Here is an 18242-nt window from a genome sequence, read left to right as displayed (position 1 = left end):
GCTTCTCCAATGGGTAAGCAGGTTTTTCACCAACGAAAACCTGCCGAGTCTATAAGCGTGTTCTATGCAATGAGGGCATATACCCGAGTTTCAATAGACGAGACAAAATTCCTACACGATTAGAGGACTGATCAGATGAGATGAACTTTGCCTGACGGTCTATCCTCAGAACCCTGGTAACCGAAAACCACGAAGGCGCGACGTTTCGCGCCGGATCTTGAGGAGGCAGACATGGCTATCACAAAGAAAGCATCGGCTCATTGGGAAGGTGATCTGAAAACCGGTATCGGCTCGATTTCCACGGAAACCGGCGTACTCAGAGACGCGCCCTACGGCTTCAAGGCCCGTTTCGAAGGCGGTAAAGGCACCAATCCGGAAGAGTTGATCGGTGCGGCCCACGCGGGCTGTTTCTCCATGGCATTTTCAATGATTCTCGGCGATGCCGGCCTCAAGGCCGACAGCATCGACACCAACGCCGAAGTGACCCTGGACCAGGTGGACGGCGGCTTTGCAATCACCGCGGTGAAACTGATCCTCAAGGCGAAAATCCCCGGGGCGACCCAGGCGCAATTCGAGGAACTGAGCAACAAGGCCAAAGAAGGCTGCCCGGTGTCCAAGGTGTTGAATGCGAAAATCAGCCTGGATGCGACGTTGGTCAGCTAAACCGATAAAAGATCGCAGCCTTCGGCAGCGCCTACAGGTCAACCGATGTAGGCGCTGCCGAAGGTTGCGATCCTTTTTTTGCGCTGAAACAAAACCTGGCTGGCGTAATTGTGGTCGAATAAATGACAGCAGCTTTAGCGCATCACCATGCGCGCTGCCTCAAGGGAGCTTCAACCATGAAACGTTTTGCCTTGGCGGTTATCTGTTGCACGCTGGCCACATCGGCCCTCGCGGCACCGAAATCCTGTGAGGAACTCAAGGCCGAGATCGAAGCCAAGATCCAGGCCAATAACGTCTCGTCCTACACTCTGGAAATCGTCACCAACGACGAAGTGCATGATCAGAACATGGTCGTGGGCTCATGCGAATACGGCACCAAGAAAATCATCTACCAAAAAAATGACAGTTGATTCGCCTCACATGACGCAGTAGGTCTCGCGATCTTCGGCGACAATCTCCCGCTTGGCGTTGTACAGCCGGGCGCTGGGGGTGAACGCAATGGCACGAGCTTCCAGCAGATAACGCTGTCCAGCTTCGAAATGCTCGTAATTAATGGTCAGGTAGCATATTCGCTCCAGAGGAGCGTTCAGCAAACCCGGCCCACCACCAAACACTTCAAAATCGAAACGCACCTTCAGCTCATGGCTACCCGGGGTGACCTGAAAGTAACGGCCATCGCTCAATCGCTGGTTGTCCAGACGATCGGCCATCAGCAATTTCCCGCCGGGAACCGGCGTAGCGAAGTCGACCCAGGCCATCTGCGGATTGACCGCCGGCAACGGACTCGTGCAGCCGACAAAGGCACCTGCAGCGAGCAACAGCAACAACCTGCGCATGATGAATATCCCAAGGACTGGTTATTCAGCATAGCGCCGATCAGGTACGTTGGCAGCCTGCCGGTTTGCCCTGGCCAATCACTTTTCGCTGCTGATCATAAAGCTTTGCCCACGGCCGAAAACCGATATTGCCTGCTTGCAGCTGATACCGCTGCCCGGCGTTGAAGTCCTTGAACTTCACATTCAGCTGGCAATCGCGCCACAGCGGCTCGGCGTCGGGGCCAATGTTGGTCGGCTGGACCGCAAACAAATAGCGAACCTTCAGCTCATGGCTGCCGGGCTGTACCTCGAAGTAACGCTTGTCGACGGAAGCCTGGTCATCGACTTTCAGCGCTTGCAGCGCGGTGTCTTGCTGCAGTGAATCCAGATCGATCCAGGCCTGCGAAGGATCAGGAGTGGGCAATCCGGCACAACCGGCCAGCATCAGCAGGCCTCCCGTCAGCATCAACTTGCGCATAGCGGAGCTCCAATAGGCGGGATAGTCTTGCGGGCAGACTTTCCAGGGATGTTTTTTATTTTGATCAGGCCGCGTCCAAGCCTTGGGTTACTTGATCGCGTTTTACGCATTTTGTTTCCGGGTGTGATTCTTTTGTTGCTCAACGGCTGTTCAAGCGTCAGCTATTACGGCCAATTGGCCAGTGGTCAGCTGCATCTGCTATGGGCACGGGAGCCGGTTGCCAGCGTGATTGCCGATCCCGACCGCGATCGGCAATTGCGTGCGCGTCTGGCCCAATCACAAAAGGCGCGAATGTTCGCCAGCCAGCACCTGCATCTGCCGGACAATCAGAGCTACCGCTTGTACGCCGACATTGGCCGGCCGTTTGTAGTCTGGAACGTCTTTGCCACGCCGGAGTTTTCGCTGAAGCCGCAAAATCATTGTTTCCCCGTCGCTGGATGCGTCGCCTATCGCGGGTATTACAGCCAGAGCGCTGCCCGTGGAGAGGCGGCCTTGCAGCGTCTGCAAGGTATGGACGTGTCGATTGGCGGCGTCGAGGCCTATTCGACGCTCGGTTGGTTCAATGACCCGATCATTAGCTCAATGATGAGTTGGGGCGACGAACGGTTGGCCACGCTGATTTTTCACGAGCTCACTCATCAACGCTTCTATATAAAGGACGACTCTGAGTTCAACGAGTCTTTCGCCACGTTTGTCGAACAGGAAGGCACTCGCCAATGGCGCGCATTCCAAGGCCTGCCACCGGACGATGGCGCGTTGGCCCGGCAGCAAGAACAGTTTATCCAGTTGCTTCTGGGCACCCGCACCAGACTCGAACGGCTTTACGCCCTGCCGCTTTCTATCGACCAGATGCGCGAGCGGAAAGCGGCAGCGTTCGAACAATTGCGCCGTGAATACCGGACGCTGCGCGACAGCCAATGGGCGGGTAACAAACGCTACGACGCCTGGATCAACGCCCCCATGAACAACGCCCGATTACTGCCGTTTGGTTTGTATAACCAGTGGGTCCCAGCGTTTTCCGTATTGTTCAGGCAGGTCGATGGGGATTGGGTGAAGTTTTATGCGGCCGTGGAGAAGCTGGGCGCGTTGCCGATGGAGGAGCGTAAGGCGGCATTGAAAGCGTTGGCAGGATCAGCGAGTTCCGGTGACTGAGCGGGCCTCTTCGCGGGCAAGCCCGCTCCCACAGTGGATCTGCGAACACAGGTCCATCGTGGGAGCGGGCTTGCTCGCGAATGGTTTTGATCAACTCCGCAAAAACGCCTGATGCAACTCATCCAGTGTCTCGAAGTGATACACCGGTGCTTCGGCGCTCAACTCTTCCCGGCTGCCAAACCCATAACCCACCGCCGCCGCGTCCAGCCCATTGCTGCGAGCCCCGATCAGGTCGTGTTTGCGGTCGCCGATCATCAGGGTATTGGCCGGGTCCAGGCCTTCTTCGGCCATCAAATGCGCAATCAGCTCCACTTTGTTGGTCCGCGTGCCGTCCAGCTCACTGCCGTAAATCATCTTGAAATGTTTGGCGAAGTCGAAGTGCCGGGCGATTTCCCGGGCGAAAACCCATGGTTTGGAGGTCGCGATGTACAGCTGTCGCCCTTGCCCACCGAGGGTTTCCAGCAGCGGCGTGACGCCGTCGAACACGCGGTTTTCATACAGGCCGGTGACCTTGAAACGCTCGCGATAGAAGTTCACCGCTTTCCAGGCCTTGGGCTCGTCGAAGTTGTAGAACTGCATGAACGCCTGCAATAACGGCGGGCCGATGAAGTGCTCAAGCCTGGTCAGGTCCGGCTCATCGATGCCCAATTTGCCCAGGGCGAACTGGATGGAGCGGGTGATGCCTTCGCGCGGGTCGGTCAACGTGCCATCAAGGTCGAACAGTACGGTTTGGTAATGCATGAAAATTCCTGGGCAATAGCGAGACGCTTACCGTATTCAAAGAAGGCTTAGAGCTGGTCGTAGCCTTCGGCCAGATGCAGATCCTTGAGCTTCACGTAGTTCGCCGCGCTGTAGGTGAAAAAGGCTTTTTCCTTTTCGGTGAGCGGCCGGATCTGTTTCACCGGGCTGCCGACGTAGAGGAAACCGCTTTCCAGGCGCTTGCCCGGTGGCACCAGGCTACCGGCGCCGATGATCACATCGTCCTCGACCACCGCACCGTCCATGACGATGCTGCCCATGCCGATCAGAATCCGGTTGCCCACGGCGCAACCATGCAGCATGACTTTGTGCGCGATGGTCACATCGTCACCGATCAGTAATGGAAAGCCATCGGGGTTGAATGGCCCGGCGTGAGTAATGTGCAACACGCAGCCATCCTGCACGCTGGTGCGCGCACCGATTCGGATGCGGTGCATGTCACCGCGGATCACCGTCAGTGGCCAGACGGAGCTGTCTTCGCCGATTTCGACGTCGCCGATCACCACTGCCGAGCCGTCGACAAAGGCGCCTTTCCCCAGCAGTGGCGTGTGATTCTGATACTTGCGAAGGGTCACGATAGGGTTTCTCTCTGTTGCCGATAGCTGCGGTGAGCGTCGATTGTAATTAAGATGGGCGCATGTTTCTTCCCGCATGTTTTCCAGCCAAGGTGCCAACCGTGAGCGTGAACAACCCTCTTCTGCAGTCCTACGACCTGCCGCCGTTCTCGGCGATCCGTGCCGAACACGTGCAACCGGCCATTGAAAAGATCCTGGCTGACAACCGCGCCGCCATTGTCGAAATCCTCAAGACCCAGGGCAAACAACCGACCTGGGCCGGCCTTGTGCTGGCGATGGACGAACTCAACGATCGTCTGGGCGCCGCCTGGAGCCCGGTCAGCCACCTCAATGCCGTGTGCAACAGCGCTGAGTTGCGCGAGGCCTACGAGTCCTGCCTGCCGGCCCTGAGCGCCTACGCCACCGAGCTGGGCCAGAACCGTGAACTGTTCCAGGCCTATGAAGCGCTGGCCAACAGTCCCGAGGCCGCCGGTTTCGACGTGGCGCAGAAAACCATCCTGGAACACGCCCTGCGTGACTTCCGCCTGTCGGGTATCGACCTGCCTGAAGCCGAACAAAAACGTTACGCCGACGTGCAGAGCAAACTGTCGGAGCTGGGCAGTCGCTTCTCCAACCAGTTGCTCGACGCCACCCAGGCCTGGACCAAGCACATCACTGACGAAGCCGCCCTCGCCGGCCTGACCGATTCGGCCAAGGCGCAGATGGCCGCCGCTGCGCAAGCCAAAGACCTCGACGGCTGGCTGATCACCCTGGAATTCCCGAGTTACTACGCGGTGATGACCTACGCCCAGGACCGTGCCCTGCGCGAAGAAGTCTACGCCGCCTACTGCACCCGTGCGTCGGACCAAGGCCCGAATGCCGGTCAGAACGATAACGGCCCGGTCATGGAAGAAATCCTCGACCTGCGTCAGGAACTGGCAAAACTGTTGGGTTTCACCAGCTTCTCGGAGCTGAGCCTGGCCACCAAAATGGCCGAATCCAGCGATCAGGTTCTCAGCTTCCTGCGCGACCTGGCCAAGCGCAGCAAGCCGTTCGCCGTCCGGGATCTGGAGCAGCTCAAGGCCTACGCCGCCGAACAGGGTTGCCCGGACCTGCAAAGCTGGGACAGCGGTTTCTACGGTGAAAAACTTCGCGAGCAACGCTACAGCGTCGCCCAGGAAACCCTTCGCGCCTACTTCCCGATCGACAAGGTTCTGGGTGGGCTGTTCGCCATTGTCCAACGCCTGTACGGCATCGAGATCGCCGAGCTGAAAGGCTTCGATGCCTGGCACCCGGACGTCCGCCTGTTCGAAATCAAGGAAAACGGCCAGCACGTCGGCCGCTTCTTCTTCGACCTGTATGCCCGCGCCAACAAGCGTGGCGGCGCCTGGATGGACGGCGCCCGCGATCATCGCCGCACGATCAATGGCGTGCTGCAAAGCCCGGTGGCGAACCTGGTGTGCAACTTCACCCCGGCCGACAGCGGTAAACCAGCCCTGCTGACCCACGACGAAGTGACCACCCTGTTCCATGAATTCGGTCACGGCCTGCATCACCTGCTGACCCGCGTCGAGCACGCTGGCGTGTCCGGCATCAACGGTGTGGCCTGGGATGCGGTCGAGCTGCCAAGTCAGTTCATGGAAAACTGGTGCTGGGAGCCTGAAGGTCTGGCACTGATTTCCGGTCACTACGAAACCGGCGAGCCGCTGCCTCAGGATTTGTTGGAGAAAATGCTCGCGGCGAAGAACTTCCAGTCCGGCCTGATGATGGTCCGCCAACTGGAATTCTCGCTGTTCGACTTCGAACTGCACGCCACCCACGGTGACGGTCGCAATGTGCTGCAAGTGCTTGAAGGCGTGCGTGATGAGGTTTCGGTCATGCGTCCACCGGCCTACAACCGTTTCCCCAACAGCTTCGCCCACATCTTTGCCGGTGGTTACGCGGCGGGTTACTACAGCTATAAGTGGGCAGAAGTATTGTCAGCCGATGCCTTCTCGAAGTTCGAAGAAGACGGCGTGCTCAATGCCGAGACCGGTCGTGCCTTCCGCGAAGCGATCCTGGCTCGCGGCGGTTCTCAGGAGCCAATGGTGCTGTTCGTCGACTTCCGTGGCCGTGCGCCGTCGATTGACGCACTCTTGCGCCACAGCGGCCTGACCGAGGACGCGGCAGCATGAGTGAGGGTCCAGTGATTACCAAAAAGCGCTTTATCGCCGGGGCGGTCTGCCCGGCCTGCAGCGAGCCGGACAAATTGATGATGTGGAACGAAGATACCGTTCCGCATCGCGAGTGCGTGGCCTGCGGTTATTCCGACACGCTGAATGAACAAGGTCTGTCGGTGCCCAAGGAATTGGGCACCCGGGTCAATACTTCGGCACTCAAGGTGCCGGACGCCAAGGTTCAGGCCGTGCAGTTCTTTCCGAACCCGAAGTTGAAGAAAAAACCTGACGAGCAAAACTGACTGGAACACCACCTTTCACTCCCGTGGAAGGTGGTATCTATCTACCACCTTTCCCCTGCGCTTCCTTTTAGGCTGGCCACATTCAGCCTCCAGCCAAGGAAGACACCATGTCCGATACCAATCCGCTTCTGCAGCACTGGGACCTGCCGCCCTATTCAGACGTTCGCGCCGAGCATCTCGTGCCGGCCATCGAAAAAATCATCAGTGACAACCGCCAGGCCATTTCCGACATCATCGCCAGCCAATCAATATTCCCGACCTGGGATGACCTTGTGCTGGCGGTCGATGAAACCGATGCTCGCCTGGATGAAGCCATGGGTATCATCGAGACCCTCGCCATGGTGAAGCACGACGGTGATACCTGGGAGTTGGCAAGCGGTGCATGCCGTAATGCCGTGGCGCAGTACAAAACCGAAAAAATGAGCAATCAGGCGCTATTCCGGGCCTATCAAAAGCTTGCACAAAGCCCGATCGCAGCAAGTTTCGATGAGTCTCGCAAAGCCGTGCTGAACAAGACTCTGCGCAGGTTTCATTTCTCCGGAATCGAACTACCCCTCGATCAACAGCAGCAACTCGCTCACCTGAATCGCGAAATCAGAGCGCTCGAGAGCCTGTTCCTAAGGCACCTGGAGAATGCAAGCTCGGCCTGGAGCAAGCGGATCGACAACATCGCTCAACTCAACGGTTTACCCCTGGCGACCAAAGATCGCCTGGCACTCAACGCACGGCAGGCAGGGCATACGGGCTGGCTGATAACCCTGGATCAGGACACCTACAATAAAGTCATGTCCTATGCCGAAGACCGTTCCCTGCGAGAAGAGTATTTCGTTGCCTTCAGCACGCGAGCCTCCGATCAGGGCCCGCACGCCGGACAATTCGATAATGGACCGGTATTGAAATCGCTGTTGGTTCAGCGTCATCGCAAAGCCCAACTGCTAGGGTATGAGAACTTTGCCCAATTGAGCCTGGCGAACCGGATGACGGACTCAACCGCACAGGTCTGCGGATTCCTGCGTCGACAAGTGGCGCTGAAAACACCGAGCTTCGAGGAGGATGCGCAAGCGCTCAAGGCTTTCGCGGCCAGCCAGGGTATTGCTGAGGTAGAGCCCTGGGACCACGAGTTTCTCGCCGAGAAGCTGCGCCAGCAATACCTTGATACGCCCCTGAAAAGCCTGCGCGATTATTTTCCGCTGGACGCTACCCTGCGCCGAATCTTCCTGTTCAGCGAGCGTATGTTCGGAATCCGGATCGTTGAGCAAACAACGTTCAGTCGCTGGCATGACAGCGTCCGTCTGTTTGAAGTCAGCGAGCACGGGCAGGTGGTCGGGCATATTTACCTCGACCCGTTCCATCGCAAGGAGGCCCCTGACTTTCCATGGACCGCAACACCGCGCAACCGGCGAGTGGACGCCGAAGGCCGATTGACCCTGCCAATTGCCGTTATTCATGCCAACTTCACTGAGGTTTTGGCTGATCAACCTTGCTTGCTGACACATCTGGATCTGCGGGTGCTTTTCCATGAGTTTGGCCACTGCCTGCACCACACTCTGACTCGTTCACCGCATTACACTCTTTCCGGCATCTCCCAGCAGGGACGCGACACGGCGGAATTTGCCGGGCAACTATTCGAGCGCTGGTGCTTTTCACGAGAGTTTCTACTGTGGCTGGCGGCCCACTACCGCACCGGTGAACGCTTGACCGAGGCTCAAATCGATAAAGCGCTGACATCGCTTCAAGCCCATAGCAGCTGGCAGTCAGCCAGATTGCTGATGGCTGGCTTGTTTGATTTCCAATTGCACAGCTCTCAAGGTGATGGCCGTAGCGTTCAGCGGGTATTCGAAGACGTACAGCGGGAAATTCCTCACTTGAAACTGTCTTCCTATAGCCGACTCGCCAACAGTTTCGATTATATGGTGACCGGTTACGGCGCCTCGGTTTACGCCTACAACTGGTCAGAGGTACTCGCTACCGAAGCCTTCAAACGCTTTGAGCGGGATTGGGTTTTCAATATCCAAACAGGTAAGGCCTTTCGCGAAGCCGTTTTTTCTCCTGGGGATTCACACTCTCTGTTGTTATCGCTAGAGGCGTTTCTGGAACGGCCGCTTGCCGAGGATCTTTTCCCCGTCGCAGTGGGTAGCTGAGACCCGCTTACTCGATGTGAGCCGATTTGAACCAGTTCTTCATCGAGCAACTGGCAAACGGACTGGTGCTGCAATCACCATTGGCCAGCGCCGTACGAAGTTTGTCGACATCGGCCTGCATCATGTAGCGAATGCCGTCCTTGAAGTGGGTGCTGTCGCCAAAACCGCCCTGGGTCATTTCACTCAGTGCATCTTCCTTGCTCCAGCCCTGCACCACCACCCGGTACATCGCCGCCATCAGGCCGGTACGGTCCGAGCCGTGTTTGCAATGCATGAGCACAGGCCCTTTGGCCTCGGCGGTCTGAATCGTGCGAAGGGCCTTGAGCACATCACTGTCATCCACGTGATTGGTGCGATAGGGCAGCTGTATCTGGGCGATTCCGGGTGTGGACAACCAGCTAGAGTCCGGTTCAGGCAGGAAGTTGATGACGGTGGCAACCTTGAGTTTTTCCAGCAACGGCACCGCCCCCTTGTCCGGCAACGCACTGCGATAGAGGGTCGGGGACATCTGATAGAGGTTGTACTGAACCTCCACCGATTGAGCCCACTCCGCAGGCCGAGCCAGTGGCGTATCGTCGGCCCAGACCAGTGGAAGAGTAAAGAACGCAACCAACGACAGACAAATCGCAGGAAAAAGGCGGAATTGGGACATGCTCAGGCGACCGTATGGGAAGAGACAGCTGGATGACACCCAGATTGAGCCTCGAGCAGTCAAAGTCCCGTGAGCCTCCTGTCAAAGAATCGTGAATATGCCGATCCGCGATAGGGGAAGTCACGGATATCGTCCGGGGTCGACCAGGCGCCCAGTGGCACTAGTCATATGAACGACGCCCCTATACTGTATATAAAAACAGTACAGAGACGTTTTCATGTCCAGCCCTCTCCCCCCGCGTGGCCGCGGCACCGCCACCAACCCGCACAACCGCTTCGCACCGAACCGTTCGGTGGCCGAGGATGACGGCTGGTATCAGGAAGCGCCGATCACCCAAGGCACCGAGGTGCGCATCGAGACGGCGAAAACCATCATTACCCGCAACAACTCGCCGGACTTGCCCTTCGACCGCTCGATTAATCCCTATCGTGGCTGCGAGCATGGCTGTATCTATTGCTACGCGCGACCAAGCCACGCTTATTGGGACATGTCGCCGGGGCTGGATTTCGAAACCAGACTGATCGCCAAGACCAACGCCGCCGATGTGCTGGAAGAACAACTGTCCAAACGCGGCTATCAATGCGCGCCGATCAACCTGGGCTCCAACACCGACCCTTATCAGCCGATCGAGCGTGAATACAGAATCACCCGCAAAACTCTGGAAGTGCTGCTGCGCTACCGCCATCCGGTGACCATCATCACCAAGGGCTCGCTGATTCTGCGCGATCTGGACCTGCTGGCCGAACTCGCCGAACAAAGGCTGGTGGCGGTGATGATCAGCCTCACCACTCTGGACGATGAGCTCAAACGCATCCTCGAACCCCGTACGGCTGCGCCCAAGGCACGGCTGCGGGCGATCCGGGTGATGCGTGAAGCGGGGATTCCGGTGGGAGTTTTGTGTTCACCGATGATTCCGATGATCAACGACAGCGAACTCGAAAGCCTGCTGACTGAGGCCCATGCGGCCGGAGCGCAAAGTGCGGCTTACATGATGTTGCGCCTGCCGCTGGAAGTGGCGCCGTTGTTCGAAGAGTGGCTGGCGGCCCACTATCCTCAGCGTGCGGCTCATGTGTTGAGCCTGATCCGCCAGAGCCGTGGTGGCGAGCTTTACGACAGTCGGTTTGGCGCCCGTATGCGCGGTGAAGGACCGTTTGCCGACCTGTTGGCGCAACGCTTTGCCAAAACCATCAAGCGCCTGGGGCTCAACCGTCGGGAAGGTTTCGATCTGGACTGCAAAGCCTTTTGTCCGCCGGGTCGCCAGATGTCATTGATTTAAGGACAATTGGCCCTATGGTTGAGTAGAGAAAACGCGGTATCGCGTTTAAGCTGGTCATGTTTTTTGTGACCTGGAACACTCGTTCTAGAGCGCTCCATTCAGTTTGAGTTAAGTTTCGACGGCTACCTTGTTCATCGAGTGACTGATGGGTCGGGATTCTTGACCTGGATGTTTTTTAAACAGCCACTGGCTTCACATCGGACAAAACGGGAACATTCCCTGACTCCGCCAAAGAGGATGAATCATGAGTGACAAGGATAAACAGTCGTTGGCTGCGTCGGCTTCAGCCCAACCGGAGGCGGAAACCGCCGATGCAGCGCTGCAGCATATCGTTGACGGCTTTTTGCATTTTCATCACGAGATCTTTCCGCAGCAGGAAGAACTCTTCAAAAAACTCGCCACGGCCCAGCGGCCTCGGGCGATGTTCATCGCGTGCGCCGACTCGCGCATTGTTCCCGAGCTGATCACCCAAAGCGCCCCTGGCGACCTGTTCGTGACCCGTAACGTCGGCAACGTCGTGCCGCCTTATGGGCAAATGAACGGCGGTGTTTCCACAGCCATCGAATACGCGGTGCTGGCGCTCGGCGTGCAGCACATCATCATCTGCGGTCACTCCGACTGTGGCGCCATGCGCGCGGTACTCAACCCGCAGAGCCTGGAAAAGATGCCGACGGTCAAAGCCTGGCTGCGCCATGCGGAAGTGGCGAAAACCATGGTTCAGGACAACTGCCATTGCTCGAATGAAAGCGAGAGCATGCACATTCTCACCGAAGAGAATGTGATCGCTCAGTTGCAGCATTTACGCACGCACCCGTCGGTGGCCTCGCGCATGGCCAACGGTCAGCTGTTTATCCATGGTTGGGTCTACAACATCGAAACCAGCGAAATCCAGGCTTACGACGCGGATCAGGGTTGTTTCCTACCGCTCGATGGCAGTCATCCGATTCCGGTGGCGACGCCCAAAGCGCGCTTCTAAATCCTCTTCGTAGCCTGTCTCTCACCACTACGTTTGCGAGACAGGCCACCAGATCCCTGTGTGGTTTAGCCGAGGTTGCTGATCGGGCAGCCCGGCTTTGCCACGCCTGAAGAAAACTTCGGGAGAGTCACCATGCGTGCCGCTCAATTAAAAGCTGTTCTGCCACGGGAGCTGCTGGCTTCGGTGGTTGTGTTTCTGGTTGCCCTGCCCTTGTGCATGGGCATCGCCATCGCCTCGGGGTTGCCACCGGCCAAAGGCCTGATCACCGGCATCATCGGTGGGCTGGTGGTCGGCTGGCTCGCCGGTTCACCGCTGCAAGTCAGCGGTCCGGCGGCAGGCCTGGCGGTATTGGTGTTCGAACTGGTGCGCCAGCATGGTATCGCCATGCTCGGGCCGATCCTGCTGCTGGCGGGTTTTCTGCAACTGGTGGCCGGGCGTTTGAAACTGGGTTGCTGGTTTCGGGTCACGGCGCCAGCCGTGGTGTACGGCATGCTCGCCGGTATCGGGGTGTTGATCGTGCTGTCACAGGTGCACGTGATGCTCGATGCCGTGCCCAAGCCCTCGGGACTGGATAATCTGGCGGCCTTCCCCGCAGCAGTGATGCAGGCTGTGCCTTCGTTTGGCTGGCAGGCGGGTTTGCTCGGGTTGTCGACCATTGCCGTAATGTGGCTGTGGGAGAAATTCCGCCCGCATTCCCTGCGCTTCGTTCCCGGTGCATTGCTCGGGGTCGGTCTGGCAACAGTCGCCAGCCTGGCGCTCGCCTTGCAAGTCAAACGCGTGGAGGTTCCGGCCAACCTGGCGGAGGCTATCGATTGGCTGCGCCCGGCGGATCTGCTCAACCTGGCTGACCCAACCCTGCTGATCGCCGCCTTCGCCGTGGCCTTTATCGCCAGCGCCGAAACCCTGCTCTCGGCCGCCGCCGTGGATCGCATGCACAGCGGTCAACGTTCGGACTTCGACCGCGAACTGTCGGCACAAGGTGTGGGCAACATGTTGTGTGGCCTGCTTGGCGCGCTGCCGATGACCGGAGTGATCGTGCGCAGCTCGGCCAACGTTCAGGCCGGCGCCACCACCCGCCTGTCGACGGTGTTCCATGGCCTATGGTTGCTGGCTTTCGTGTTGCTGCTGTCGAGTGTGCTGCACAGCATTCCGGTGGCGAGCCTGGCGGGTGTCCTGGTTTACACCGGTTTCAAACTGGTGGACCTCAAAGCCTTCCGTGGCCTGGGCCGTTATGGCCGGATGCCGATGTTTACTTATGCGGCGACCGCACTGGCGATCATCTTCACCGACCTGCTGACGGGCGTGCTGATCGGCTTCGGCCTGACGCTGGCCAAACTGGCCTGGAAGGCGTCGCGCCTGAAAATCAGCCTGATCGATCTGCCGGCGGACGGCGAGATGGAGCTGCGACTGGTGGGGGCGGCAACCTTCCTCAAGGTGCCGGCGTTGACTCAAGTACTGGGGAGCATTCCCGCGGGCGCGACGGTGCATGTGCCGCTCAATAACCTGAGCTACATCGATCACTCATGCCTTGAGTTGCTGGAGGAATGGGGCCGGGCCAATGCGGCCAAGGGTTCGAAGCTGTTGATTGAAGCACGGGGGTTGAAGCGCAGGCTTGAAGGACGGTTGCGTACTACGACCGGAGTAGGTTCAGCCGGTTAAAAACAATGTGGGAACGGGCTTGCTCGCGAAAGCGGCGGGTCAGTCGACATTAATGTTGAATGATTGACCGCATTCGCGAGCAAGCCCGCTCCCACAGGTGTTCGATTCCTACCGATAAATTATGCCGCTGGTTGATCCAGTTCCAGCTCCACGCCCAACTGGCGCGACAGGCACGGCCAGCGCCTCCATGCGGCGCCGGTGTCCGGGCTGCTGAGTTTGTCGCGGTAGGCCTCTACCGATTCCAGCGCGAAACTTTCATCGTTCAGCATCTCGTCCACGGCGTGATGCACCGCCTCATCCAGTTGATTGGCAAATTCTTCGCCGATCAGTTGGTGGGCGATCAGGTTGGCAACCGTCGTGTCCAAGGGGATCAATGGCTGACCAAAATGCTTGATGTACAGGTCATTGACCTCTTCAACCAAACGGTGCGCCAGATAGGCTTCATCCAGCAGGCTGTCCAGGCCGATATGACCAGCCATGATGGCCGGCGGCTGGAGGAAGAACTGCTCGGCGATTGTCAGCACCGGCTTGATCTGTGATTCGATGCCCGCTTCCCTGGCGACTTCATTGGCTGCGTCCAGCAGGTCCGGCACTTGTTCTATATACGCGGCCACAAAACGCGTCATCACGCCGTTGGCGTCGACATCCGGCAATTGGATGGCGGAGTGAAGGTGCGGCAGTTGGGTTTCCAGCTGACGAGTCAGCAGGCCGGTCTCGGCCTCATGTTGTTTGGCTTTTTGGATCTGCTCGCGCAATGCGGCGGTGTTCATGAAAACTCCAGGAAACAAAGGCAATGAAATAGGGAAGACATAACTTAGCTGGCTTAAGAAAAATGCTAAGACGCATTTGTCATAATTATTTCATCCTTGAGGCATCGAGGTTATATCGATTTGCCACCACTCGTCTGCATCCTTCTCCATTCGTGACCTGGAACGCAAGTCCAACCTGTTTCAGCTGATTTACCCCATCGCGTTGCGAGGTGGCAGTCGCTGTCTATACTCGGTTCTGAATGGAGTTAGCTGATGACACCCGACTGCATAGGCAGCAAGGCTCGGCGATTCAAGTTCGTGGTCTGAAAAAGCCGCTCCCTTGCCGCAGGCGTTACGCCTACGGGATAACAAGAACGATAAGGGGAACCCGCAATGATGCGACATCCACATGTCTGGATGGGCCTCCTGTTGTGGTCGATTTTCAGTCAGGCGCAAGCGGCCTGGACTGTCAATATGGCGCCTGGAGCGACTGAGATCAGTCACGCAGTATTCGATCTGCACATGACCATTTTCTGGATCTGTGTAGTGATCGGCATCATCGTCTTCGGCGCCATGTTCTGGTCGATGATGCTCCACCGCCGCTCGACCGGGCAGGTGGCCGCAAAATTTCATGAAAGCACCACCGTTGAAATCCTCTGGACCATCGTGCCCCTGCTTATTCTGGTGGCCATGGCGGTTCCCGCAACTGCCACGCTGATCAAGATGTACGACAACACTGAGCCGGATATCGATATCCAGGTCACCGGATATCAGTGGAAGTGGCACTACAAATACCTGGGTCAGGATGTCGAGTTTTTCAGCAACCTGACCACCCCCGCCGATCAGATCCACAACAAGGAAGCCAAGGGCGAGCATTACTTGCTGGAGGTCGACAAGCCATTGGTGCTGCCGATCGGTGCCAAGGTGCGTTTTCTGGTGACCTCCGCCGATGTCATCCACTCCTGGTGGGTGCCGGCCTTTGCGGTCAAACGCGATGCGATTCCTGGCTTCGTCAATGAATCCTGGACCCGTGTCGAAAAGCCCGGCATCTACCGTGGCCAGTGCGCCGAGTTGTGCGGCAAGGACCACGGCTTCATGCCGATCGTGGTCGAGGTCAAGGAAAAGGCCGACTACGAAAAATGGCTGGGCGAGCGCAAGGCGGAAGCCGCGCAACTCAAAGAACTGACCAGCAAGGAATGGACCCTCGACGAGCTCAAAGAGCGCGGCGACAAGATCTATCACACCACATGCGTGGCCTGTCACCAGGCCGAAGGTCAGGGCTTGCCGCCGATGTTCCCGGCACTCAAGGGCTCGAAAGTCGCCACCGGACCAATCAAGGATCACCTGAGCCTCGTCTTCCACGGCAAACCCGGCACCGCCATGGCGGCGTTCGGCAAGCAGCTCTCGGAAGTCGATATTGCAGCGGTCGTGACCTACGAACGTAACGCCTGGGGCAACAACAAAGGCGACATGGTCACCCCTAAAGAAGTGCTGGAGCTGAAACAGGCGGAAAGCAAATGACCCGGTCTATTGCGTACTCAAGGAATCGGTCGGGGCATGACGCCCCGCCCCGCCCAGCCCATCCGTTTGCAGGAGACAGGACATGACTGCTGTAGTCGATGACCATGTTCATACCGGCACCGCCCATGCCCACGGCCCCGCCAAAGGCCTGATGCGCTGGGTGCTGACCACCAACCACAAGGATATCGGCACGCTGTACCTGTGGTTTGCATTCACCATGTTTCTGCTTGGCGGCTCGTTCGCGATGGTGATTCGCGCCGAGCTGTTCCAGCCGGGGCTGCAAATCGTCCAGCCTGAGTTCTTCAACCAGATGACCACCATGCACGGCTTGGTGATGGTCTTCGGTGCGGTGATGCCGGCCTTCGTCGGCCTCGCCAACTGGATGATCCCGTTGATGATCGGCGCGCCGGACATGGCCCTGCCACGGATGAACAACTTCAGCTTCTGGCTGTTGCCGGCCGCGTTCCTGCTGCTGGTATCGACCCTGTTCACCCCCGGTGGCGGGCCGAACTTCGGCTGGACCTTCTACGCACCGCTGTCGACCACCTACGCCCCGGAAAGCGTGACGTTTTTCATCTTCGCCATCCACTTGATGGGGATCAGTTCGATCATGGGCGCGATCAATGTGATCGCGACCATCCTCAACCTGCGCGCCCCCGGCATGACGCTGATGAAAATGCCGCTGTTCGTCTGGACCTGGCTGATCACCGCGTTCCTGCTGATCGCGGTGATGCCGGTGCTGGCCGGCTGCGTGACCATGATGCTGATGGACATCCACTTCGGCACCAGTTTCTTCAGTGCCGCCGGTGGCGGTGATCCGGTGCTGTTCCAGCATGTGTTCTGGTTCTTCGGTCATCCCGAGGTGTACATCATGATCCTGCCGGCCTTCGGTGCCGTCAGCTCGATCATTCCGGCCTTTTCGCGCAAGCCGCTGTTTGGCTACACCTCGATGGTCTATGCCACGGCCAGTATTGCCTTCCTGTCATTCATCGTCTGGGCGCACCACATGTTCGTGGTCGGCATTCCGCTGGTGGGCGAGTTGTTCTTCATGTACGCCACGCTGCTGATCGCAGTGCCGACCGGCGTGAAGGTGTTCAACTGGGCCAGTACCATGTGGCAAGGCTCGCTGACCTTCGAAACACCGATGCTGTTCGCCGTAGCGTTCGTGATCCTGTTCTCCATTGGCGGCTTCTCCGGGTTGATGCTGGCCATCGCCCCGGCGGACTTCCAGTACCAGGACACCTATTTCGTGGTCGCGCACTTCCACTACGTGCTGGTACCGGGGGCGATCTTCGGGATCTTCGCCTCGGCGTACTTCTGGCTGCCGAAATGGACCGGCCACATGTACGACGAAACCCTTGGCAAGCTGCACTTCTGGCTATCGTTCATCGGCATGAACATGGCGTTCTTCCCGATGCACTTCGTGGGTCTGGCGGGCATGCCGCGGCGGATTCCGGACTACAACCTGCAATTCGCCGACTTCAACATGGTGTCGTCGATCGGCGCGTTCATGTTTGGTGCCACGCAGATCTTCTTCCTGTTCATCGTGATCAAGACCATCCGTGGCGGCGAGCCGGCACCGGCCAAGCCCTGGGATGGCGCCGAAGGCCTGGAATGGAGTGTTCCGTCGCCCGCGCCGTATCACACCTTCACCACACCGCCGGAAGTGAAATGAACGCACTAGCCTTTGTGGGAGCGGGCTTGCTCGCGAAGAACGATGACGCGGTGTTCCAGTTACACCGCAGCGCCTGCTTCGCGAGCAAGCCCGCTCCCACATGGGTTTGTGTGGGGGGCTTGCATCGTGGCTGATTCGATTTCGATGAAGAAACTGGTCACCCGCCTGTTGCTGGTGGTGGCGGCAATGTTTGTCTTCGGCTTTGCCCTGGTGCCGATCTACGACGTGATGTGCAAGGCATTCGGCATCAATGGCAAAACCGCAGGGCAATATGAAGGCGAACAAACGGTCGACGCTTCGCGGCAGGTTCGCGTGCAGTTTCTGTCGACCAACGCTGCTGACATGCCCTGGGATTTTTATCCCAAGAGTGATGAGTTGACCGCTCACCCGGGGGCGGTGAACGAGATGATTTTTATCGCCCACAACCCCACCGACCGGCCGATGAGTGCCCAGGCCGTGCCGAGCATCGCCCCGAGCGCAGCCGCCGCGTACTTCCACAAGACCGAATGTTTCTGCTTTACCCAGCAAGTGCTGCAGCCCGGTCAACGCATCGAGATGCCGGTACGGTTCATCGTTGACCGCGACATGCCCAAGGATGTGAAGCACCTGACGCTGTCCTACACGCTGTTCGATATCACCGCACGTCATCCGCCGGCGGCTGTTGCAGCCAACACCGGTGGCTAGACGTTAAAGCGTGCCCGATAAGGAGAACAA

At 58.3% G+C, this 18242-nt stretch carries 18 protein-coding genes; 12 read left to right on the top strand and 6 right to left on the bottom strand.

The genetic code is table 11. The annotated features are described in order from the left end of the window. Positions 1–231: 231 nt before the first annotated feature. The gene (locus PSH64_RS00475) at positions 232–663 is read left to right on the top strand and encodes an OsmC family protein (RefSeq protein WP_105342735.1); all 432 of its coding nucleotides are present in this window, start codon (positions 232–234) and stop codon (positions 661–663) included. A 176-nt stretch (positions 664–839) separates the two neighbouring features. Next, complete coding sequence (locus PSH64_RS00470; RefSeq protein ID WP_105342732.1) at positions 840–1073, top strand: DUF1161 domain-containing protein; 234 nt, start codon at positions 840–842, stop codon at positions 1071–1073. Positions 1074–1079: 6 nt separating this feature from the next. Here PSH64_RS00470 and PSH64_RS00465 read toward each other — a convergent pair whose 3' ends face one another. Together PSH64_RS00465 and PSH64_RS00460 are read right to left on the bottom strand one after the other, a co-directional pair. Next, positions 1080–1499 (bottom strand): hypothetical protein, encoded by a 420-nt coding sequence (locus PSH64_RS00465; protein WP_105342730.1) that lies wholly within the window; start codon positions 1497–1499, stop codon positions 1080–1082. Between the two features lie 40 nt (positions 1500–1539). Then, complete coding sequence (locus PSH64_RS00460) at positions 1540–1956, bottom strand: hypothetical protein (RefSeq protein WP_105342728.1); 417 nt, start codon at positions 1954–1956, stop codon at positions 1540–1542. Positions 1957–2016: 60 nt separating this feature from the next. Here PSH64_RS00460 and PSH64_RS00455 point away from each other — a divergent pair, with 60 nt between their 5' ends. Further along, positions 2017–3108, top strand: coding sequence for an aminopeptidase (locus PSH64_RS00455; RefSeq protein ID WP_105342789.1), 1092 nt, complete (start codon positions 2017–2019; stop codon positions 3106–3108). Between the two features lie 90 nt (positions 3109–3198). On the opposite strand, the gene PSH64_RS00450 is transcribed toward PSH64_RS00455, so the two are convergent. Both PSH64_RS00450 and PSH64_RS00445 read right to left on the bottom strand, forming a co-directional pair. Beyond that, positions 3199–3849, bottom strand: a complete 651-nt coding sequence (locus PSH64_RS00450) for an HAD family hydrolase (protein WP_305479570.1) — start codon at positions 3847–3849, stop codon at positions 3199–3201. A gap of 47 nt (positions 3850–3896) precedes the next feature. Beyond that, positions 3897–4442, bottom strand: coding sequence for a gamma carbonic anhydrase family protein (locus PSH64_RS00445; protein WP_105342724.1), 546 nt, complete (start codon positions 4440–4442; stop codon positions 3897–3899). Between the two features lie 101 nt (positions 4443–4543). Here PSH64_RS00445 and prlC point away from each other — a divergent pair, with 101 nt between their 5' ends. The 3 genes from prlC (at position 4544) to PSH64_RS00430 (ending at position 9020) form a co-directional block, all read left to right on the top strand. Further along, positions 4544–6595, top strand: coding sequence for an oligopeptidase A (gene prlC, locus PSH64_RS00440; RefSeq protein ID WP_105342722.1), 2052 nt, complete (start codon positions 4544–4546; stop codon positions 6593–6595). Further along, the gene (locus tag PSH64_RS00435; protein ID WP_019651191.1) at positions 6592–6879 is read left to right on the top strand and encodes a YheV family putative zinc ribbon protein; all 288 of its coding nucleotides are present in this window, start codon (positions 6592–6594) and stop codon (positions 6877–6879) included. The genes prlC and PSH64_RS00435 overlap by 4 nt, the downstream gene beginning before the upstream one ends. Before the next feature lie 107 nt (positions 6880–6986). Further along, entirely contained in the window at positions 6987–9020 is a 2034-nt protein-coding gene (locus PSH64_RS00430) for a M3 family metallopeptidase (RefSeq protein ID WP_305479568.1), read from the top strand. A 7-nt stretch (positions 9021–9027) separates the two neighbouring features. Here PSH64_RS00430 and PSH64_RS00425 read toward each other — a convergent pair whose 3' ends face one another. Continuing rightward, positions 9028–9672: a dual specificity protein phosphatase family protein gene (locus tag PSH64_RS00425; protein ID WP_105342716.1), complete on the bottom strand. Its 645-nt coding sequence runs from the start codon at positions 9670–9672 to the stop codon at positions 9028–9030. A gap of 217 nt (positions 9673–9889) precedes the next feature. Between PSH64_RS00425 and PSH64_RS00420 the strand changes: the two genes are divergently transcribed. From PSH64_RS00420 to PSH64_RS00410, 3 genes are all read left to right on the top strand, one after another. Continuing rightward, positions 9890–10948 (top strand): PA0069 family radical SAM protein, encoded by a 1059-nt coding sequence (locus tag PSH64_RS00420; RefSeq protein ID WP_305479566.1) that lies wholly within the window; start codon positions 9890–9892, stop codon positions 10946–10948. A 244-nt stretch (positions 10949–11192) separates the two neighbouring features. Continuing rightward, positions 11193–11924 (top strand): carbonic anhydrase, encoded by a 732-nt coding sequence (locus PSH64_RS00415; protein WP_105342712.1) that lies wholly within the window; start codon positions 11193–11195, stop codon positions 11922–11924. A gap of 132 nt (positions 11925–12056) precedes the next feature. Then, positions 12057–13583, top strand: coding sequence for a SulP family inorganic anion transporter (locus PSH64_RS00410; protein WP_305479564.1), 1527 nt, complete (start codon positions 12057–12059; stop codon positions 13581–13583). A 119-nt stretch (positions 13584–13702) separates the two neighbouring features. On the opposite strand, the gene PSH64_RS00405 is transcribed toward PSH64_RS00410, so the two are convergent. Further along, complete coding sequence (locus PSH64_RS00405) at positions 13703–14353, bottom strand: hypothetical protein (protein ID WP_105342707.1); 651 nt, start codon at positions 14351–14353, stop codon at positions 13703–13705. A 372-nt stretch (positions 14354–14725) separates the two neighbouring features. On the opposite strand from PSH64_RS00405, the gene coxB reads away from it, so the two are divergent. The 3 genes from coxB to PSH64_RS00390 all read left to right on the top strand — a co-directional run bounded on the left by coxB (position 14726) and on the right by PSH64_RS00390 (position 18212). After that, complete coding sequence (gene coxB, locus PSH64_RS00400) at positions 14726–15853, top strand: cytochrome c oxidase subunit II (RefSeq protein ID WP_305479562.1); 1128 nt, start codon at positions 14726–14728, stop codon at positions 15851–15853. 82 nt (positions 15854–15935) lie between these two features. After that, a complete protein-coding gene (gene ctaD / locus PSH64_RS00395) occupies positions 15936–17528 on the top strand; it encodes a cytochrome c oxidase subunit I (protein WP_105342703.1) in 1593 nt (530 codons plus the stop codon). A gap of 126 nt (positions 17529–17654) precedes the next feature. Further along, positions 17655–18212: a cytochrome c oxidase assembly protein gene (locus tag PSH64_RS00390; protein ID WP_105342701.1), complete on the top strand. Its 558-nt coding sequence runs from the start codon at positions 17655–17657 to the stop codon at positions 18210–18212. Positions 18213–18242 lie beyond the last annotated feature (30 nt).

Origin of the sequence: Pseudomonas sp. FP1742, assembly GCF_030687145.1 — a bacterium.
GTDB classification, from domain to species: domain Bacteria; phylum Pseudomonadota; class Gammaproteobacteria; order Pseudomonadales; family Pseudomonadaceae; genus Aquipseudomonas; species Aquipseudomonas frederiksbergensis_D.
This window is presented reverse-complemented; position numbering and strand designations above follow the sequence as displayed.